Source organism: Ferrimonas sp. SCSIO 43195 (assembly GCF_023716685.1).
Classification (GTDB): domain Bacteria; phylum Pseudomonadota; class Gammaproteobacteria; order Enterobacterales; family Shewanellaceae; genus Ferrimonas; species Ferrimonas kyonanensis.
In genome coordinates this window covers 2072015-2089834 of record NZ_CP072679.1, presented here as the reverse complement: position 1 = coordinate 2089834, position 17820 = coordinate 2072015, and the positions used below count along the sequence as shown (strand labels likewise).

The window sequence follows — 17820 nt, the reverse complement described above, 5'->3', positions numbered from 1 at the left end:
TTCAAACTCCTAGAATCGCCAACGAATAAACCACTAACTACAAGAAGTTACAGGAATTTTGATGATGAAAAACACCTCCCTGATCAGCGCGGCCATTCTGGCTGCCCTCCCCCTGGCCTCGGCACTGGCCGCCGATGACTGGGCCCCAAAACTGTACGGCGATCTGCGTGCCCAGGCCCAGTTTCAAAGCGACAACGACTATGAAACTGAAATCTATCAGGCCAACCTCGGCTTGAAAGGGATCTACAAAAACAATGGCTTAATGGTGCGCTACAACACCCGGCTGCAATACTCAGACAACTTCGGCGACGCCTCGGCGTTTAATGACATCGAGCTTATCGATGCCAACCTGATTGTGGCCTACAAAAACCTTGGCGGTTTCTTCATCGGTGAAGGCACCACCGGCACCTGGGTCGACCTCTACTCCAAAGTCGACATTCATGAATCCAACTCCATGGAGCCGTCGAGCAACGGTCACCTGTTTGAACAGGCCAAATACGGTCACAACCAATTGGCTTACTTCACCCCAAAATTCAAAGGAGACTGGGGCACCTTGTGGTTCAAGGCCGCCATCATTACCCCGAACGACAGCAACGATGCCGATGCCGACGTCCTAGGTCTGCGGGCCTTGTACCACAGCGAGCATTTCAACCTGGTGATCAACCGCGCCGAGGTTGACGACAAAATGCTTCCCACCGACGACAACTACGTGCGCTGGGCCGTCGCGTCCGATGTCCGTTGGCACAACTTCACCCTGGCGGCGCTGGCCGAGCTCAACCAAGACTCACCAAAAAAAATTAAAGACACCTACGCCACTGCCCTGACCTACAGCCTGGACAACATCGATTTTGGCATCAGCTACCAACAGCGACGCTACGAATCCGAAGCCAACAAAGACGATCAAACCCTGACCATTGCCAGCGTCAAATACCACTTCGACCAGCACATCACCCTGTTCGCCGAAGGTGCCGTGTACAAGCACGATCCGGACACCATCAGCGGCAACAGCAACAACGACAACAACGTCAACCTGGGCTTCATCTTCAAATACTGAGGGACACCATGAACAAACTGTTACTGACCTTAGGCCTGCTGCTGTCTGCACCAGCATTGGCCGACAGCATTCAAGTAGACAACTGCGTGATTCGCGAGAGCATCCCGGGCGCCTCGGCCACTGCCGCCTATTTCGACATCCGCTACAACCGTGACGATGCCAAGAAGTTCCGCTTGCCCGGCGCCGAGATGATGCAGCGAGTGGAAATTCCGGCCCTATCGAACCGGGTGGAGATTCATAACGTCAAGATGCAAGACGGTGCCATGAAGATGTTCCAGATCCCTCGAGTGATGGTGACCAAGCCGCTCACGCAACTGAAACCCGGCGCCCAGCACATCATGGTAATGGACCTGAAACAGACTATTAAAGCCGGTGAGCACTACCCGATGACCATCATGTTTGCCTACAACCCTAGCCTCACCTGCCAGGCCACCGTGAAAACCCTGGAGCAGATCCAGAGCCAGTTCGGTGCCAGCAATCACCCTCATAAGGGGCATTAAACGATGACCAATAAACTCCTTCACTCCCTGGCCATGATCACCTTGACTCTGGGGCTAACCCAGGGCGCCCAGGCCGAAATGGCCTACCCGGAATTCAAGGTGACCCGCAGTTACCAGGATCTGACGCCTCAGCAGATCGCCCGAGCAGAAAAACTGGGAGCCACTTGTTACATGGGCTGCCACCGGCCGGCGCGGGAGAACGTGGTAGAAACCCTGAGTCCGAAGCTGGAAGGGTTACCGGCACAATACTTCATCAGCCAGTGGATTGACTTTGATGCCGAGCGCTTTGGTGGCATCGCCTCACAGATGAAACTGACGGTGTACAAATGGCCGGTCGACATCATGGAAGAGGTCGCCCTGGTGTACGCCAACAAAGAGATGAGCTTTGATCCTAATCCCGAAGTGGTGGCCAGCGACGCCTACAAGCGCGGCAAAAAACTGTACGACAAGGCGTGCAAAATGTGCCACGGCGAGCAGGGCCTGAGCACCAAGAAAGCCAACCCGACCATCCGCGGCCAGATGCCAACCTACATGTTTGAAACCATGGGCGCCTACCGGGACGGCATTCGCAACAACCGCAAAGCCAGAATGATGCAGCGGATCGCCAAACTCTATACCGAAGATCAGTGGCGCGACATGATCGCTTACACTGCCGGCGAGTTCGTTAAACACATTGAGCGAATCGACTTCCCAACCGGCAAAGGCATGCCAACACCTCCCGGGTTCCGGCTGCCCGACACCGGTCAGGTACAGGACTTTACCGACACTCGCGGCGAAGACAGCGATCACCCTAAACACCCGCAGCAGTTCCAGATTAGTGACTCCGGTCTGACGGCGTTCGATACCAACACCAAACTGACCTGGGAGCGCAAAACCTCGCGACTGTGGATGAACGCCGCCGAAGCGGTGGCCCACTGCGACTCGCTGGAAATCGACGGCTACAGCGATTGGCGCCTGCCATTCATGAAAGAGCTGGTGTCCATTGCCGACTATGGGGAGTTCCGCCCGGCCATTAATACCGACGTGTTCTTAAACATGCCGCGGATGAATTCCGGAATCTGGGCACTGCCGATCTCCGATCACAAGGATCACGTCTGGCACGTCGGCTTTCCCGATGCCCACATCATGGGCCAGCACACCGCTTCAACCAAGCTGGTTCGCTGCGTACGGGCCGATAACAATGGCGGCTTCCATGCCAACGACTTTGTCGACAACGGCGACAACACCGTGACCGACAAAGTCACCCAACTGCAGTGGCAGCAAGTGATCAGCGATCAACGCCGCAACTGGGAGGCCTCCATCGATTACTGCCAGAATCTCAACCTGGCGGGCAAGCAGGATTGGCGCCTGCCCAACATCAAGGAGTTGGTGTCCATCGTTAACTACAACGAGGTCAACCCCTCCATCGAGCAGACGTTTTTCCCCAACACGCCATACAAATACTACTTCTGGTCCAGCACCAGCGACATTGGCGGACCGATGAAATTCTTCCGGCCGCTGACCGCCCGCAAGCCTCAGCAACACCCAGAGGAGCAGGTGATTCGCAATGAGCATGGCGTCATGGCCTGGGGCATCGGCTTTCAGATCGGCGATGGCCAGGGCCAGGATAAGCAATCCGACTTCTGGACCCGCTGCGTACGTGACCTGTAATTTCCCTCACCACCTCCGGCCTTCGGGCCGGAGGTTTTATGTAAGGTTTGCCAATGAACGCTCGATTTATTTTCGCCGTACTGGCACTGCTGAGCCCGCTGACCCTGGCTCAACCCCAAACCTATGACGATGCCGCCCGCTGGGCCTTTGTGTCCGATCGGGACAGCCCCACCGTCGCCATTGTCGATACTTTCAATGACACTCTGGTCGAGCATCGCCAACTCAAAGCCATTCCCATTGATATGGCCGTCAGCGATGTCCAAAGCTTGTTGGTGTACATCGCCAAAGACGATCCCAAGTTGTATGTCTGGGATCTCAGCGATAACCGCACCTGGACTCTGCCACTGTCATTTTCGCCACAATCGCTGAAATTTCATGGCGACGGCGCCATGCTGGCGGTGGCTGGACAGAGTCAGGTTGAGATCATGGAGCCTCTGACCCGGAAAGTGATCAAGCAGATCGACCAACTCAGTGGGCCACTGTCATTGAACTTTTCCTCCGATGGCTACCGCCTGCTGATCACCTCTGAGCCCAATGGCCATACCACGGTGTGGCGTGTCCACCGTGATACCCTTTCCACCCTGCAGATGGGCAGTGGCTCGGCGGTATCGGAAATTACCCTGTCACCGGACTCCCGCCTGGGGCTGGTATCAGAGCCAGCCCACAATCGCGTCCATATATGGGATTTCACTCAGAATAAAGACTGGCGCTGGCTGACCTTTAACAGCCCGGTCCAACGGCCCTACGTGACCTCCAATTCTGAGCATCTGTTGTTTGTTTCCGACCGCGGAGAGATTGCCATTCTCAACGCTTACTCCGGCCAATGGGTCAATCGGTTTCAAACCGAGGCGGGCATCAGGCAGATTCGAACCGGCTGGCTGGAGCGCATCGGTGTGGTCGATGCCCCTTCGGGTTTCTATGTGTTCAACCTGACGGGCGATCCTAACCCACGCCATTTCGATGCCAAGGGCGCCGCCATCGATCTGGTGGTGGTCTCGGACAGTAAGTCGATGTTCTCCACCACCGAAGGATCTCAGGCCATCTCGGTGCTGGATCTGCGTAAGGTCAAAGCCCGCTCCCCCATCGTCACTCAACTGAAACAGCCCAATCACATCGCCATGGGGCTCACCAACACCATCTGCCACTAAGGAGGCGCTCGTGCGTATTCTGATTTCACTGCTGCTGGTACTCAGCCTGCCCGGCTGGGCCAGCGACACCCTGCAATTTGCCATGCACAACGCCGACGGCAAGGCGGTCACTCAAGACAACTACCGCGGCCAGTACCTGCTGATGGCCGTAGGTTATACCACCTGCCCCGATGTCTGCCCCACCACACTGATGGTGATGACTGGCGTAATGCATAAACTGGGCGCCGATGCCGACAAGCTCACCCCGGTATTCGTCTCCATTGATCCCAATCGAGACACCCCGGAAAAACTGAAAAAGTACGTGGGCTACTTCCACCCTGATATTGAAGCCCTCATCGGCACCGCCGATCAGACCCAGGCCATCGCCGACAACCTGGGAGCCACCTACGGCTATCAGTTGGACGGACTGCCGCTCTCCCCGCCCTTCCCTGCTCGCTATGAGGTCTACCACTCCGCCTATTTCTACCTCTATGACGGCAACGGCGCACTGCTGGACGTGTTTGGTTACGGCTCCAGCGCCTCCCACATGGCCGCCAGCATAGCCCAGTACCTGAATCAGGAGGCCTTATGATTCGCACTCTGTTCAACCTCGTCTTAGTAGGCCTCATGCTGCTGTCTCAGGCCGCAGCTCAAGCCGAATCAGGCCCCCCCATGACCGGCGAACAACTGTACAACGACTACGGTCGCGGCGGCTGCGTTAGCTGCCACGGTGCCGATGGCAACCAGCCCAAGATGCCACTGATCCCGAAAATTGGCGGTCAGTCATCGCCCTACCTCGCTTCACAGCTGCGGGATTACCATCACAAGCGCCGGGTAAATGGCCTCTACATCCCGATGGAGAACGTCATGGACACCTACACCGACGACGAGATTCAGCGCATCGCCGACTTCCTGTCGACCCGAGGGACGTTTTAGCCGTCAGCGGCACCCTTATTTGACGGCGTGGTCATCCACGCCCTCAGGGTTCCCCGGTTCTGGCACTGTTTTACAACCGCAGTGCCTGCCTCTCCTTGCAGCCCACCCGGGCAGGCGCGCTATAATGCCCGTCAAATCAATCGATCATATCTTGCCGATGCGTCTCTTTGCTCCATTGGCGACACTGTCGCTGCTGTCACTCTCCGTCAGCCAGATGTTGCCGACCAGCGCCTACGCCACCGAACCACTGTACCTCTATCAGGACGTCATTGGCGGCCCCTACGTGGATGACTGGTTTATATCCGGCCATCGGGCAACGGACGCCGGCCTGATTTTGCAACGGCAAGGCAAGTCCGGTCAGTGGCAGGCGCCGGTGGCCGTCGACTGCGCCGCCCGCACCCTGACCGTTACCGGCCCGGGCCTGCGGTTTGAGCACAGAAAGCTGTCGAAGCAACAAGCCCAGGCCGACATTCCCACCGCGGTGGTCAGTGCCAGCATTCAGGCACTGTGTTCACCTCAACAATCGTCTGCGGCTCAGAGGCCGCCCATCAATTCATGAGTCTCCATGTCTGAATCAATGAAAACACCCACCGAGATCCACCCGATGCTGCGCGCCCTGGCGCTGTCAAAACAAGCCCTGCCCCAGTGCCAGCCCAACCCACCGGTCGGCTGCGTACTGGTAAAGGACGACCAGATCGTCTCCGAAGGATTTACTCAGGCCATCGGTGGTAATCATGCCGAAGTGGAAGCGCTGAATCGCTATGCCGGCTCGATAGAAGGGGTGACCGCCTACGTCACACTGGAACCCTGCTCCTTTGTGGGGCGAACGCCGGCCTGTGCCCGCACTTTGGTGCAAACCGGCATTAAGAACGTGGTGGTGGCGATGCTGGATCCGGATCCGAGAAACAGCGGCAAAGGCATCGCCATTCTGGAACAGGCCGGGGTCAGCGTAGAGGTGGGCGTCCATCAGCAGGCGGTCAGCGAGTTTCTGACACCCTACCTGGGTAAGTCCTAACCCATCAGTAACCGAGGTGGTGCTGCGAGCCGCATCGCTCTGCAGCCCCCACTCTCCCTCAGCACAACAGCGAACCCGCTCGCCCTCATCGGCGCCATAGAATAAGCACACGCCGCTCTCTGCGGCTCAAGTAAGCGATAACGGAAAACTGGCGCAGACAATGACCAGCCCCTCCAGAAAGATTGGCTGACACACACTGCGGGCACAACGCTCCCAGCTTGAGCAAACCAGCTTAACCTCCTGCCTGCAGGCGTCAGCGCCCCCATACTGAACCTGCAACCGCCTTCGTTTTAAACCAACGCCAATCCAGCCAGCGGGATCATCACAGCTTCAGTGGTCACCTACAGTGTTAGCTGCTCCCGTTGAGCATACCTCGAATCACCCCAACACCAAGGAAGGCAGACATGATATTCCCCCCGTTACAATGGCTGGTTGCAGTCATTGCCATTCTAGCAACTGCTGGATGCAGCACGTCAGAAGAGGCCCCCCAAACAACCCGTGGAGCTAATTATGCCGTGATTCAAGGAGCAACACTGTTGTCCATGAAATCAGAAGGCCATGTATACCCGGCAGGCAGCGTGCTAATTCTCAAACAAGATAAGATCGATGGGATCATCGAGTCTGGAGTGATTCCTGCCGAAGTGAAAAACTCCAAGGGCACTCGCTATTACGACATGAGCGGACAAGTTGTAATGCCCGGGTTCATAGAACCTCATGCCCATCTGTCCCTTAGCGTCATGCTGGAAGCGGTACAGGATCTGTCTCCCTGCTTACCGGAGCCGTTTCAGCGGCAGTTGCAACAGGACTTTCCATTACGAGCACAGTGCACCAATTTCATTGATGAAGCGCTGAGCCAATTGGCTGGCACCGAGCGCCTTCGAAACACAGGCTGGTTTCTCGGTAACGGCCTGGATCCTTCACGGATGCGGTATTCCAACGGTCAGGATGAGCGCTCCAGTAAGGCCTTTATGGACTACCCGTCCGAATTTTTGAATGACTTTTCCGACGGCGACCATTCGGCGCCCTTTACTCGCACGCCAGTGTTTATTCTCGATCAGTCCGGGCACCTGGCATACGTCAACCGCCTTGCATTTCAAACGCTTGGACTGTGCACCGACACCCAGCCCTGCCAGGGTAGCCGCGAATCTGTCGAGCAACTGGTGGCCGAGGCTACCGAGAAATACCACTTCAGCGACGGCGAGTGGGGCATTCATTGTAACGTCGACGAATCGAACTGCACCCTGTCCGGACTATTAAAAGAGGAATCCGCATTTGCCCCCTTTCTGGAACAGATTGAGCAGCAAAGCTCCGTCAATGTGGCCCGAGCCCTGCTGCGCCATACCGGCCCTGATGCTCTGGAACAGGCGGAGATTACCCGTATGCGCGAGATGCTCAATATTGCCTCTCGAGCCGGTTTAACCACCTTCGTGGAGGGCGGAGGCTCCAGCGCCGCCATGATCGACAGCTACAAAGCCTTGTATCACAACAACCAGCCACCAGTACGAATGCGAGTGCTCTACACCTGGAACGCCAAACCCGCAGACAACGCAGCCCTATACACCCCGGACCAACCGGCCCAATGGGTTCTCGAACAGGGACCCACACCGTGGAATGACGACAATGATGGCATGTTGACTGCCGCCGGAATCAAACTGTGGTCCGATGGCTCCACTCAGGGTTGCAGTGCCGCCCTACAGCAAGACTACGCCAAAGGAGACCAAGCGCTTTGCGCCAAATTCAACAAAGGCCATACCAACTACGAAGCCAACCAAATTGCCGCCAACCTGAGGCCATTTTGGAGTCAGGGATGGTACGTCAACATTCACGCCAACGGCGACCAAGCCATTATCAACTCCATTGATGCCCTGACCTTGCTGGCTGATGAACAGCAGCAATCCACCGCAATGGGGCAACCTCTGACCGCCGATCTACCCCACACCCTGATCCATGCGACCGTCAATATCGATGACTCCCAGCAACAAAGTGGCGAACGCTCAACCATCGACGCCATCGTCAAGGCTAGGGAAAATACACTAAAAAACCTCTCCACCAGCCACCTTATCGGTCACGTCGCCTACTGGGGTAAGGCAATGGAGAATGAACTGGGTCCACAACGAGGCCAGTTCATCGATCCGGCAAAAACCGAATGGAACCACAATATACCGGTGTCACTACACAGCGATCTGCCGATCACCCCGCTGTACCCTTTGTGGTTCGTCGAACAGGCAATCACCCGCGAAACCTGGCAATACCCACACCTGTCGGAGTCCGACCGTTTAACGCTGAATAAAGCCCAAGCCCTCAACCGCTATCAAGCACTGATGGCGGTGACCATCAATCCTGCGAAACAACATCGCCTTGATGACAAAATCGGCACGCTAGAGGTGGATAAAATCGCCGACCTAGTGGTACTGAACAGCAATCCGCTGACCGAAGCCCGTCACAAAATCCATAGCATCAAAGTGGCGTGCACCTTTATCAATGGCAGACCCACTCGCACTAACAAGCAAGGAGGCTGCGCGCCAGTGAATTAATCACCTCCTCACAGGGACAAAAAAGCGCGCCGGTCGGCGCGCTTTTTATCGTTGTAGTGCCGGCACTCAGACCTGATCGATCACCGCATGGATGGCGGCGAGAGTGTCGCGTCCAAACACGCCACTGCGCTCCGGCGACCAGCCATACAGCTCATCGGGCTGGAAGTTATGGTCTTTGAACGGCATCTCTACGGTGTAGGACAGGCAGCGGAACTGCTCCGCAACCCAGTTGGAACACACCGTCAGGTTGGCCTCACCGGGCTTATCTTTGTCGTAACCGTATTCATCCTGAAACTCGGGCGTGATGGTGGTCAGCGCCTGCTTAAACGCCTGCTCCAGCTCCTGGCGACACTCATCGTAGGAGGGGGTGCCTTCACTGCCGGCAACAAAGTTGTAGGGGATCGCTTCATCCCCGTGCACATCCAGGAACAGATCGATGCCGGTTTCCAGCATCTTTTCACGCACCAGGAACACTTCCGGGCTTTTCTCCATCGATGGCGTCTGCCATTCCCGGTTCAAGTTCACCCCAATGGCGTTGGTGCGCAAATGACCACGAATAGAGCCATCCGGGTTCATGTTCGGCACCACATAAAACACGCTGTTGCCCAACAAGGCGCGGCCAACGGTGTCGGTGTCATCCAGCAACCGCGCCAACAGGCCTTCGATGAACCACTCGGCCATGGTCTCGCCCGGGTGCTGTCGACCGATGACCCAGACAATGTTCTTGCCCGGCTCAGGTTCGCCGATGGTCAGCAGACTGATGTCGTTGCCGTCCAGAGTCTGGCCCAGAGTATCGAGCCGGCACAGGGGGTGGGTCTGGGCGTGGTGCAGCAGATCCTGATGGCGGCCGTAGCTGTAGGGAGCAAAGTAGGCGAAATAGATGGAGCCATGCTCCGGAGTCACCTCAAAGCTGAGGGTGTCACCGTCGAAGTCGGCGGGAATGCGGAACCACTCCTCCCGATCGTAGGACGCCACCACGCTGTAACCGTCCCAGCCTTCCGGGTAGGCCGACTTGGCCAGATTCAGCAGTTTCAGGGAGTGAGGCTCACCGGCGGTAGTCTCCAAACGGAAATGGAACCACTGATAAAACTCCGACTGATTGTCATTGGGGATGGTCAGCTGAATGTCATCGGCGGATTCGGCTTTGACGACATTGATGCTGCCGCTTTCAAAATTACTGAATATTTTCATTGGACTGTCCGTGTTTGAGCGGTTGCCCGCAAGACTACCACAACAACCACCGCAACATGAGCGCATCAACCATAAAAAACGGCCCGAACAATCGGGCCGTTGTCATCAGGGTGTTTCAGGCTTACAGATAGTTACCCGACATCAGCGCCGCCAGCGCCACCTGCTCCGGCGTCGGCTTGACCTCCTCTTCCGGCAGCCCCTGGGCGGCCGCGGTGTCCGGGAACATCTTGAAGGTGGTGCTCATCAACAGCTCGTACACCTTAGGTGCCAGCACACTGATGGCGCGCATGGCACTGCCGATGCCGGTGTTCACTTCGGCCGGCTGCTCCAGCAGCGCTTCTTCGATCATCGCCACCGCTTCGTCCGGACTCAGGGTCGGGGCAAAGTTGTACATCGGCGAGGCCTCGATCATCGGCGTACGCACCAGCGGCATATGCACGTTGGTGAAGTTGACGTTGTGCTCGCGGTATTCAGCCCCCGCCGACTGCGACCAGGCATCCAGCGCCGACTTGGAGGCCACGTAGGCCGAGAAGCGCGGCGCATAGCCACCGAGCACGGCAATGGTAGAGATATTCACCACGTGGGCACCACCGCGCTCAACCATGGACGGCAATGCCCGCATGGTCAGCCGTACCGGAGCAAAATAGTTCAGCTGCATGGTGCGCTCGAAATCGTGGAAACGATCGTAGGTCAGCTTCAACGACCGGCGGATGGAACGACCGGCGTTGTTCACCAAAATGTCGATGCCCTGATGCTCGGCCAGCACCTGGTCCACCAAGGCGTCACAGGCATCCAGGTCGTTGAGATCGCAGTTGTAGCTGTAGGCTTCGCCTCCTTCCGCCAGAATCTCGGCTTCCACCTCTTTCAGCAGCTCCATGCCTCGAGCCACCAGAATCACCTTGGCACCGGCCTGGGCCAGGCGAATCGCCAGTGAACGGCCGATGCCAGAGCTGGCGCCGGTAACCATGGCAATCTTGCCCTCAATGTTCTCCTCCAGGGTGCGGCTGCCCATGCGATTGGGATCCATGTTGCGCTCCCAGTAATCCCACAACACTCCGGCGTAGTCTTTCAGTGGCGGCACCGAGATGCCGGTGCCCGCCAGCGCCCGCTGCGTATTGGAGTCGTCATACTTGGTTTTCAGTTCCAGCAGTTTCAGGGCTTCGCGGGGAATATTCAGGCTGGACAGGGTCTGGTCTATCAAGTGGCGGACGGTAGGCAGATTCAAAATCGCCATCCGTACCGGCGCCGGAATGAAGTCCAGTACACCAGGACTGATCCCTGCCGACAGCCGTGAGCCATGGGCGGCACGGGAGAACACGTCCAACGCCTCGATCATCTTCACGCCGGGGTTGTCCACCAGGTGGTAGCACTGGCCCTGGGTATCCGGCACCGTCAGGATATGATCGATGGAGTCGGCCACGTAATCCACCGGCACCATGTTGAACTCTCCGCCTTTGATCCCCAGAGCAGGAATCCAGCTGGGCAGCACATTGCGCAGCTTCTGCAGAGTCTTAAACAGATAATAAGGGCCGTCGATCTTATCGATTTCACCGGTCTTGGAGTGGCCCACCACCATGGAGGGGCGGAAGATTCGGTAGGGCAGCGCTTCCTGCTTACGCACCAGCGCTTCGGAGTCGTGTTTGGTGCGCAGGTAGGGGTTAATGTCCAGCCCCTCACCCTGCTCAAACATTTGCTCATTGAACACGCCGGGGTAGAAACCCGCCACCGCAATGGAGCTAAGGTGGTTGAAGCAATCGGCCTTGATAAACTCCGCCAGCGCCAGCGCCTGACGGGTGCCTTCGACGTTGATGTCGCCGTTGGCCTGAGCATTGGCGGTAATGTCGTACACCGCCGCCGAGTGAATGAATTCCTTCACCTGATTCAACAACCGATCTTTATCGGCGTCGGACACCCCCAACATCGGCTGAGTCAGGTCGCCGCTGATCAGAGTAAAGCGTTCGAAATCCAGATGCAGCTTTTCACAGTGTGCCTTGAGCTTATCTTCGGAGCCTTCCCGAACCAGTACAAAAATCTCGCCTTCTCGCTTCGACAGATTGGCCAGAATGTACTTGCCGATAAACCCGGTACCGCCAGTAACAAAGTAACTCATAACGCCCCTTTCTCCATCCATAGACAAATGACTTTCTTAATGATGGTAGGAAGTTAGTGGTCAATCTATTACCTGCGAGGTAATATTGACCACTGGCGACATGATGGAATTCACATCTCTGCATAAAAGGAATTGATGATGCAGGCTGCAGGGTTACGAATGCCCAAGGGCGCCTTCGGGCGTCTACTGAAATTCTGGCGAAAAACCCGGGGACTGAGCCAGGAAGCGTTAGCGCTGGAGGTGGGTTCCTCCCTGCGTCACGTCAGCTTTCTGGAGACAGGGAAATCCCTCCCCAGCCAGGAACTGGTCGAAAAGCTGGCGCAACTGTTAGAGTTGAACGTTCGCGAAACCAACAACTTTCTGGCCTCGGCCGGCTTTGCCGCCACCAGTTTCTCCCTAAGGCCCGACTCGGAAGAACACCGCTGGCTGCACCAGTCTCTGGTAGCCACGCTCAAGGGACTCGAGCCCTACCCCACCATGATCATCGATCAATACGGCAACGCCAAGATGATCAACCGCGCCTGGCTGGAGCTGATCTGCTGCTTTGCACCGCAGACCGCCCAAAGCGATAGCTTTAACCTGGTCGACCTGATCTTTACCGACAAGGGATTTAAGCCCTACCTCATCGGCTGGGAAGACACCATCTGCGCCCTCATTCTGACGCTGCAACAGGATGTATTGATGTATCAGGACAGCTGTGCCAGCAAACTGTTACAAAGAGTGCTGGCGGAAGGTTCGGTGCCCAAAGACTGGCGACAGCGGGGATCCAAGCAGATGAATGTGACCGGATTTGTCACGACCACCGAACTGCCAGGGCAGCCAAGAGAACAACAAATGCACGTATTTCATACAGTTGGCGCAACCAGTTTCGTCTCTGAGCCAAAACTGATGATCTACACCATCTACCCCAAAGACCCTAAGTCCGACCCGTTGTGGCACCAAAGAGTGGCCAACTGCACCAAGAAACACCCACTGCTGCCCTATTGACCCCGTCGTCATCAGCGGCCAAGATGTGCGTTATTGTGCAAAAAAGGGGGCGTGTGTTGGATCAGGTTCGTGTTCATTGGTTGTGGATTCCGCTGCTGGTCGTCAGTCTTACCGGCTGCCCCAGTGCGCCTCCCGAAAGGCTGCAGGCCTGGGTCGTCCCAGCCCCCACCGCAGCCACCGCCACCGAACCACCACTGCCGAGTCGCTTTAACCTGGTGAGCTGGAACGTGCACAAGCAGTTGGGTACGCCCGGCTGGCAGCAAGAGTTCAGCGATCTTCAGCAGCAGTATTCGCCTCACCTGATGGCCCTGCAGGAGGTCAATGTCGATCCGGCGCAGGCCCCGTCCATGTTGCCCTATCACTATGCCTTTGGGGCTAACCTGGTTCAGTTTGATGGCCATCAGTCTGGCGTCATGAGCCTGGCCGCCAGTCCGATTCAGTCTACTTATCTGCAACTGTCGGCCCCGACCGAGCCGGTCACCAACACCCCCAAGGCCTCGTTAATATCGGAAGTGACCATGGCCGACGGCCAGTCACTGTTGATGATCAACATTCACGGCATCAACTTCGTCACCAACTCCGATTACCGGCGACAGCTGGACACCCTGGAGGGCGCCATCGATGCTCATCGAGGCCCAGTGATCTTCGCCGGTGATTTCAATACCTGGTCCGATGGCCGCAAGGCTCTGCTGGACGCCCTGGCCCAACGACAAGGGCTGGCTTCGGTGCAGTTCGCCGACAGCAGCGGCATTAAGCAGTTTTTTGGCCATGAACTCGACCACATCCTCTACAGCTGTCAATTGACGCCAGTGGCTGACAGTGCCGACGTACTCAGCCAGTTCACCAGCTCAGATCACACCCCGCTGTACGTGCAGTTTGATTATCAGCCCAGTTGCGGCTGATCGCTGTTCAGTTGACCTGAAACCGCTGTCAGCCGAGCAATTTGGGTGTATATTTGAAGCACTTACCCCCACTTTAGAACCAATGTGAGCCAATTTTACCAACTGTTAACCCTGACTCTGGTGGCCGCCTACTGGATCGTGATTGCCGGGGTGTCGCTGCGCATTGTGCTCAAGCGGCGCCCATTTGGCGTCTCGCTGGCCTGGCTGCTGCTGATCTACATCATTCCCTTGTTCGGCGTGGTGGTGTACCTGCTGTTCGGGGAACTTAACATTGGTCGCAAACGCACACAGCGGGTCAAGGAGATGACCGCGCCGTTCAAATACTGGAACGAGCGGTTGCACCGCCAGGCGCAATCGGATCGGCGCCTGGGTCAGCACGCCCGCCCTCTGCATGAATTGAGTCTGCGCCGCTTGGGGATTCCGGCCCTGCTGGGCAACGATCTGGAATTGATTGAAAACAGCCAAACGATTCTGCGCCGCATCATCGACGACATTCACCAGGCCAGCGACACCATTCACATGGAGTTCTACATCTGGCATCCCGGCGGTCTGGCCGATGAGGTGGCCGATGCCCTGATTCAAGCCCGTCAGCGTGGGGTCACGGTACGCCTGCTGCTGGACGGAGCCGGCAGCCGCGAATTTTTCAACAGTCGCTGGCCGGACACCCTGATGCAAAACGGTGTCAGCATCGTCAAAGCCCTGGGCGTCAACCCACTGCGGATGTTCTTAAGGCGCATGGATCTGCGGCAGCACCGCAAGATTGTGGTCATCGATCAGCGCATCGCCTACACCGGTTCCATGAACCTGGTGGACAGCCGCTACTTTAAGCAGAGTGCCGGCGTCGGCGAATGGATCGACATTATGGTTCGGCTCACCGGGCCATCAGTCTGCTCCCTGGCCGCCCTGCAAAGTTGGGATTGGGAGTTTGAAACCGACGAACGACTGCTGGATGAAATCGCCCTCCCCCAGGTCGAAAGCCCGCTGTCACATCGCCATGCCGAAGACTCGGTCCAGGTCATCCCCTCCGGCCAGGGCTTGCCAGAGTCCATCATCCAACAAGTGCTGTTGCTGAGCATCTATCACGCCAAACACAGCATCACCCTGACCTCGCCCTACTTCGTGCCCAGCGAGCAACTGCTCGATGCCCTGCGCACCGCCGCCCAGAGTGGCGTCGAGGTTAACCTGATCATTCCCGATAAGAATGACTCTTTCATGGTGGAGTGGGCCAGCCGGGCGTTTTTCACCGAACTGCTGAATGCCGGAGTGGCGATCTACCGTTTCAATGGCGGCCTGCTGCATACCAAATCGATGCTCATCGATGATGACCATTGCATCATCGGGACCGTTAACCTGGACATTCGCAGCCTGCTGCTCAACTCCGAGGTGTCTCTGGCCATCGACGATCCGGACTTCTGCCAGGAGCTGGGCCAGTTACTGGATCGCTATCTGCAGCAGTCCAACCGCATCGATGCCCATCAATGGCAGTTGCGTCCGATGTGGAAAAAGTTGGTGGAGCAGTTCTTCTATACCTTCGCGCCACTGCTGTAATTCAGGCTCTGGGCCCGCCAAACTTCACTTCAACCACCAAGCCGGTCACCGCAGACTATAGTGATATGGTCTGCCATTTCGGAGCCCGGCCAATGCAACCCGTTCTAATCCCGCAATTTATCACCTTTACTCTGGCCATTGTGGCGCTGTTTATCGGCAAATCGGTGATCGCCTCTTCCCCCACCCTACAGCGTTACAGCATCCCTGAACCCGTGGTTGGCGGCTTTATCTGTGCCGCCATTACCGGGCTATTATTCGCGATTTTTCAAGTCGAAGTGAGCTTTGAAATGGAGGTGCGCGACGCCCTGCTGCTGTATTTCTTTGCCGGCATCGGCCTTAAGGCAGACTTTAAGACGCTGCTACAGGGAGGCCGGCCGTTGGCGATTCTCATTGGTCTGGCGGCAGGGTTTATTGTGCTGCAAAACCTGGTCGGCGTCAGCGTCGCCAGCGCCTTTGGCTTAGACCCGCTGGCGGGCTTGCTCTCTGGCTCGGTATCCCTGACCGGCGGTGTTGGCACCACCATGGCCTGGGCCCCCACCTTTGTGGAAGAATTTGGCATCGCCAACGCCCTGGAGCTGGGGGTCGCCTCCAATACCCTGGGGCTGATCTCAGCCTGCGTCATTGGCGGCCCTATCGCCAGCTACCTCATCGGCCGTCATAAACTGACTACCGGCAGCCAGGAGGAGTTGGACATCGGTACCGCCCATGGCAGCGACAACCGAGTAACCGTCGACTATTTCGGCGTGCTGCGCGCCTGGCTGTGGCTGAATATTTCGCTGATCGTCGGCTACCTGCTGAACGCCACCCTCGAGAGTGTCGGGGTACGCCTGCCTCTGTTTGTCTCCTGCCTGATGGCGGGGATTGTACTGGGTAACCTGGGACGCGCGCTGCTCTCCAGGAGCAACAACCTGGTCCGAAAAGGCTACGTCGAAGACGCCACCAAGGGATTGTCTCTGATCCAGGATATCTGCCTGGGTATGTTTCTGACCATGGCGCTGATGAGCCTGAAAATCTGGGAGCTTCAGGGCAACCTGGCTTATCTGAGTGCGGTGATCGGCCTGCAAGTGTGCCTGTCAGTGGCCTTCACGGTATTTATCGTGTTCCGACTGATGGGCCGAAATTACGAGGCCGCAGTCATCTGCTCTGGTTTCGGTGGCGTCACCCTTGGCTCGACCGCCACCGCCATCGTCAATATGACTGCGGTCACTCAACAATACGGCGCCGCTCACCGGGCCTTTATTATTGTCCCTTTGGTCTGCGGCTTTTTTATCGACATCATCAATGCCCTAGTCATCAATTACTTCGTCTACGGTTAGTGGCCTGGTATCGTCAATCCACTCATGGCTGCTAAGGCCAAAAGCCTGATGGCAGATAACGGCACTGTCATCTTTTGTGGCGATGACCGACGGCATGATTCACCCAAGACTCCAGCGCTGCAGCGAAACGCCCTTGCCCATTTTCTCAATGGTATCGATCAACAGCCAGTCCACATTCATCGACGCCAGTCTGGCTGTCGCCGCCGATGTCGGTGGCTTAGCCAGCAGGAGCACCATGCCCGGCTGATACAGATTTGATAACTGCTGCCATTGCGGGTCCTGCCATTGATCCAGCGGCAAACTGATGTGACCGACCTGAAACAGGTTATTGCCAAACACAAAGTCGGACAACTTATCACCCGTTACCACCACCTCCTCTACCTCATGGTCAAACAACCAATCTTGATTGAGCCGCTCTTGTTTGGCGATGGCCTTTAACAGCCGCTGTTGGTTGATTGAAATCTGACCCGCCTGCTCGGGATACAGGGACGCCAAATCCCGGCCGACATTGTTAACCATGGTTTTCAGGTTGCTCAGGTTGAGCCAGACATAGGGGCTGACCTGACCATCCGCACCATAACGCAATGCCACCGTCGCCGCCTTCGGGTGTTGTGGATTGCCACTGTCGATCGCCACCAAACGAATGTTGTACTGACGCAACAGCGGATACAGCGGGTCGCTGGGCCACAGGCTGGCAAAGTTCAAAATGGCATCGGCCTCAAGCGCCCACTGCCTGGCTTGCTGTTCGCTCACTTTGGCAGAAAACCAGTGAGTTAGGCGATTTATGCCATAACGTTTTGGCACCAGATAGCGCACATCAATTTGAGTATTCTGGGTTAATTGCTGCCCCAAAAAGTGGTTTACCGGTAAGTGAGTCAACACAACCTGCGCATAGCCCCCCACTGACCACAGACTAAAAGTCAGTAACAGCCACAATCGTTTCATTCGTT

The 17820-nt window shown here is 56.8% G+C and carries 16 protein-coding genes; 13 read left to right on the top strand and 3 right to left on the bottom strand.

Going from position 1 to position 17820, the window contains the following annotated elements; all coding sequences use genetic code 11:
* The first annotated feature begins 61 nt into the window (after positions 1–61).
* From J8Z22_RS09890 to J8Z22_RS09850, 9 genes are all read left to right on the top strand, one after another.
* On the top strand, positions 62–1054 hold the full coding sequence (locus J8Z22_RS09890) for a porin (protein ID WP_252010232.1): 993 nt from the start codon (positions 62–64) through the stop codon (positions 1052–1054).
* Positions 1055–1062: 8 nt separating this feature from the next.
* Complete coding sequence (locus tag J8Z22_RS09885) at positions 1063–1554, top strand: copper chaperone PCu(A)C (protein ID WP_051252542.1); 492 nt, start codon at positions 1063–1065, stop codon at positions 1552–1554.
* 3 nt (positions 1555–1557) lie between these two features.
* On the top strand, positions 1558–3204 hold the full coding sequence (locus J8Z22_RS09880; protein ID WP_252010231.1) for a DUF1566 domain-containing protein: 1647 nt from the start codon (positions 1558–1560) through the stop codon (positions 3202–3204).
* Between the two features lie 53 nt (positions 3205–3257).
* Entirely contained in the window at positions 3258–4352 is a 1095-nt protein-coding gene (locus J8Z22_RS09875) for a WD40 repeat domain-containing protein (protein ID WP_028112419.1), read from the top strand.
* Positions 4353–4362: 10 nt separating this feature from the next.
* On the top strand, positions 4363–4923 hold the full coding sequence (locus J8Z22_RS09870) for an SCO family protein (protein ID WP_252010230.1): 561 nt from the start codon (positions 4363–4365) through the stop codon (positions 4921–4923).
* Between the two features lie 80 nt (positions 4924–5003).
* The gene (locus tag J8Z22_RS09865) at positions 5004–5267 is read left to right on the top strand and encodes a c-type cytochrome (RefSeq protein WP_051252573.1); all 264 of its coding nucleotides are present in this window, start codon (positions 5004–5006) and stop codon (positions 5265–5267) included.
* Between the two features lie 124 nt (positions 5268–5391).
* Positions 5392–5826, top strand: coding sequence for a hypothetical protein (locus J8Z22_RS09860; RefSeq protein ID WP_252010229.1), 435 nt, complete (start codon positions 5392–5394; stop codon positions 5824–5826).
* Between the two features lie 6 nt (positions 5827–5832).
* Entirely contained in the window at positions 5833–6282 is a 450-nt protein-coding gene (locus J8Z22_RS09855) for a bifunctional diaminohydroxyphosphoribosylaminopyrimidine deaminase/5-amino-6-(5-phosphoribosylamino)uracil reductase RibD (RefSeq protein WP_252010228.1), read from the top strand.
* Between the two features lie 542 nt (positions 6283–6824).
* Positions 6825–8816, top strand: coding sequence for an amidohydrolase (locus tag J8Z22_RS09850; protein ID WP_252010468.1), 1992 nt, complete (start codon positions 6825–6827; stop codon positions 8814–8816).
* A 66-nt stretch (positions 8817–8882) separates the two neighbouring features.
* Here J8Z22_RS09850 and J8Z22_RS09845 read toward each other — a convergent pair whose 3' ends face one another.
* Both J8Z22_RS09845 and J8Z22_RS09840 read right to left on the bottom strand, forming a co-directional pair.
* Positions 8883–10007: a M14-type cytosolic carboxypeptidase gene (locus J8Z22_RS09845; protein ID WP_252010227.1), complete on the bottom strand. Its 1125-nt coding sequence runs from the start codon at positions 10005–10007 to the stop codon at positions 8883–8885.
* Between the two features lie 121 nt (positions 10008–10128).
* The gene (locus tag J8Z22_RS09840) at positions 10129–12117 is read right to left on the bottom strand and encodes an SDR family oxidoreductase (RefSeq protein ID WP_028112415.1); all 1989 of its coding nucleotides are present in this window, start codon (positions 12115–12117) and stop codon (positions 10129–10131) included.
* A 135-nt stretch (positions 12118–12252) separates the two neighbouring features.
* Here J8Z22_RS09840 and J8Z22_RS09835 point away from each other — a divergent pair, with 135 nt between their 5' ends.
* The 4 genes from J8Z22_RS09835 to gltS all read left to right on the top strand — a co-directional run bounded on the left by J8Z22_RS09835 (position 12253) and on the right by gltS (position 16870).
* Positions 12253–13104, top strand: a complete 852-nt coding sequence (locus J8Z22_RS09835) for a helix-turn-helix domain-containing protein (protein ID WP_084144366.1) — start codon at positions 12253–12255, stop codon at positions 13102–13104.
* 56 nt (positions 13105–13160) lie between these two features.
* Positions 13161–14006 carry an endonuclease/exonuclease/phosphatase family protein gene (locus tag J8Z22_RS09830; protein ID WP_252010226.1) on the top strand — a complete coding sequence of 282 codons (846 nt, stop codon included), beginning with the start codon at positions 13161–13163 and terminating at the stop codon, positions 14004–14006.
* 84 nt (positions 14007–14090) lie between these two features.
* On the top strand, positions 14091–15554 hold the full coding sequence (gene cls, locus J8Z22_RS09825; protein ID WP_252010225.1) for a cardiolipin synthase: 1464 nt from the start codon (positions 14091–14093) through the stop codon (positions 15552–15554).
* Positions 15555–15646: 92 nt separating this feature from the next.
* Positions 15647–16870, top strand: coding sequence for a sodium/glutamate symporter (gene gltS / locus J8Z22_RS09820; RefSeq protein WP_028112401.1), 1224 nt, complete (start codon positions 15647–15649; stop codon positions 16868–16870).
* 99 nt (positions 16871–16969) lie between these two features.
* Here gltS and J8Z22_RS09815 read toward each other — a convergent pair whose 3' ends face one another.
* Positions 16970–17815 carry a hypothetical protein gene (locus tag J8Z22_RS09815; protein ID WP_252010224.1) on the bottom strand — a complete coding sequence of 282 codons (846 nt, stop codon included), beginning with the start codon at positions 17813–17815 and terminating at the stop codon, positions 16970–16972.
* Between the last annotated feature and the right edge of the window lie 5 nt (positions 17816–17820).

Bases quoted from the DNA above. Each gene is read 5' to 3' on its own strand.
- J8Z22_RS09890 (WP_252010232.1), top strand. From the start codon at position 62: ATGATGAAAAACACCTCCCTGATCAGCGCGGCCATTCTGGCTGCCCTC.
- J8Z22_RS09885 (WP_051252542.1), top strand. From the start codon at position 1,063: ATGAACAAACTGTTACTGACCTTAGGCCTGCTGCTGTCTGCACCAGCA.
- J8Z22_RS09880 (WP_252010231.1), top strand. From the start codon at position 1,558: ATGACCAATAAACTCCTTCACTCCCTGGCCATGATCACCTTGACTCTG.
- J8Z22_RS09875 (WP_028112419.1), top strand. From the start codon at position 3,258: ATGAACGCTCGATTTATTTTCGCCGTACTGGCACTGCTGAGCCCGCTG.
- J8Z22_RS09865 (WP_051252573.1), top strand. From the start codon at position 5,004: ATGACCGGCGAACAACTGTACAACGACTACGGTCGCGGCGGCTGCGTT.
- J8Z22_RS09860 (WP_252010229.1), top strand. From the start codon at position 5,392: ATGCCCGTCAAATCAATCGATCATATCTTGCCGATGCGTCTCTTTGCT.
- J8Z22_RS09855 (WP_252010228.1), top strand. From the start codon at position 5,833: ATGTCTGAATCAATGAAAACACCCACCGAGATCCACCCGATGCTGCGC.
- J8Z22_RS09850 (WP_252010468.1), top strand. From the start codon at position 6,825: ATGAAATCAGAAGGCCATGTATACCCGGCAGGCAGCGTGCTAATTCTC.
- J8Z22_RS09845 (WP_252010227.1), bottom strand. From the start codon at position 10,007: ATGAAAATATTCAGTAATTTTGAAAGCGGCAGCATCAATGTCGTCAAA.
- J8Z22_RS09840 (WP_028112415.1), bottom strand. From the start codon at position 12,117: ATGAGTTACTTTGTTACTGGCGGTACCGGGTTTATCGGCAAGTACATT.
- J8Z22_RS09835 (WP_084144366.1), top strand. From the start codon at position 12,253: ATGATGCAGGCTGCAGGGTTACGAATGCCCAAGGGCGCCTTCGGGCGT.
- gltS (WP_028112401.1), top strand. From the start codon at position 15,647: ATGCAACCCGTTCTAATCCCGCAATTTATCACCTTTACTCTGGCCATT.
- J8Z22_RS09815 (WP_252010224.1), bottom strand. From the start codon at position 17,815: ATGAAACGATTGTGGCTGTTACTGACTTTTAGTCTGTGGTCAGTGGGG.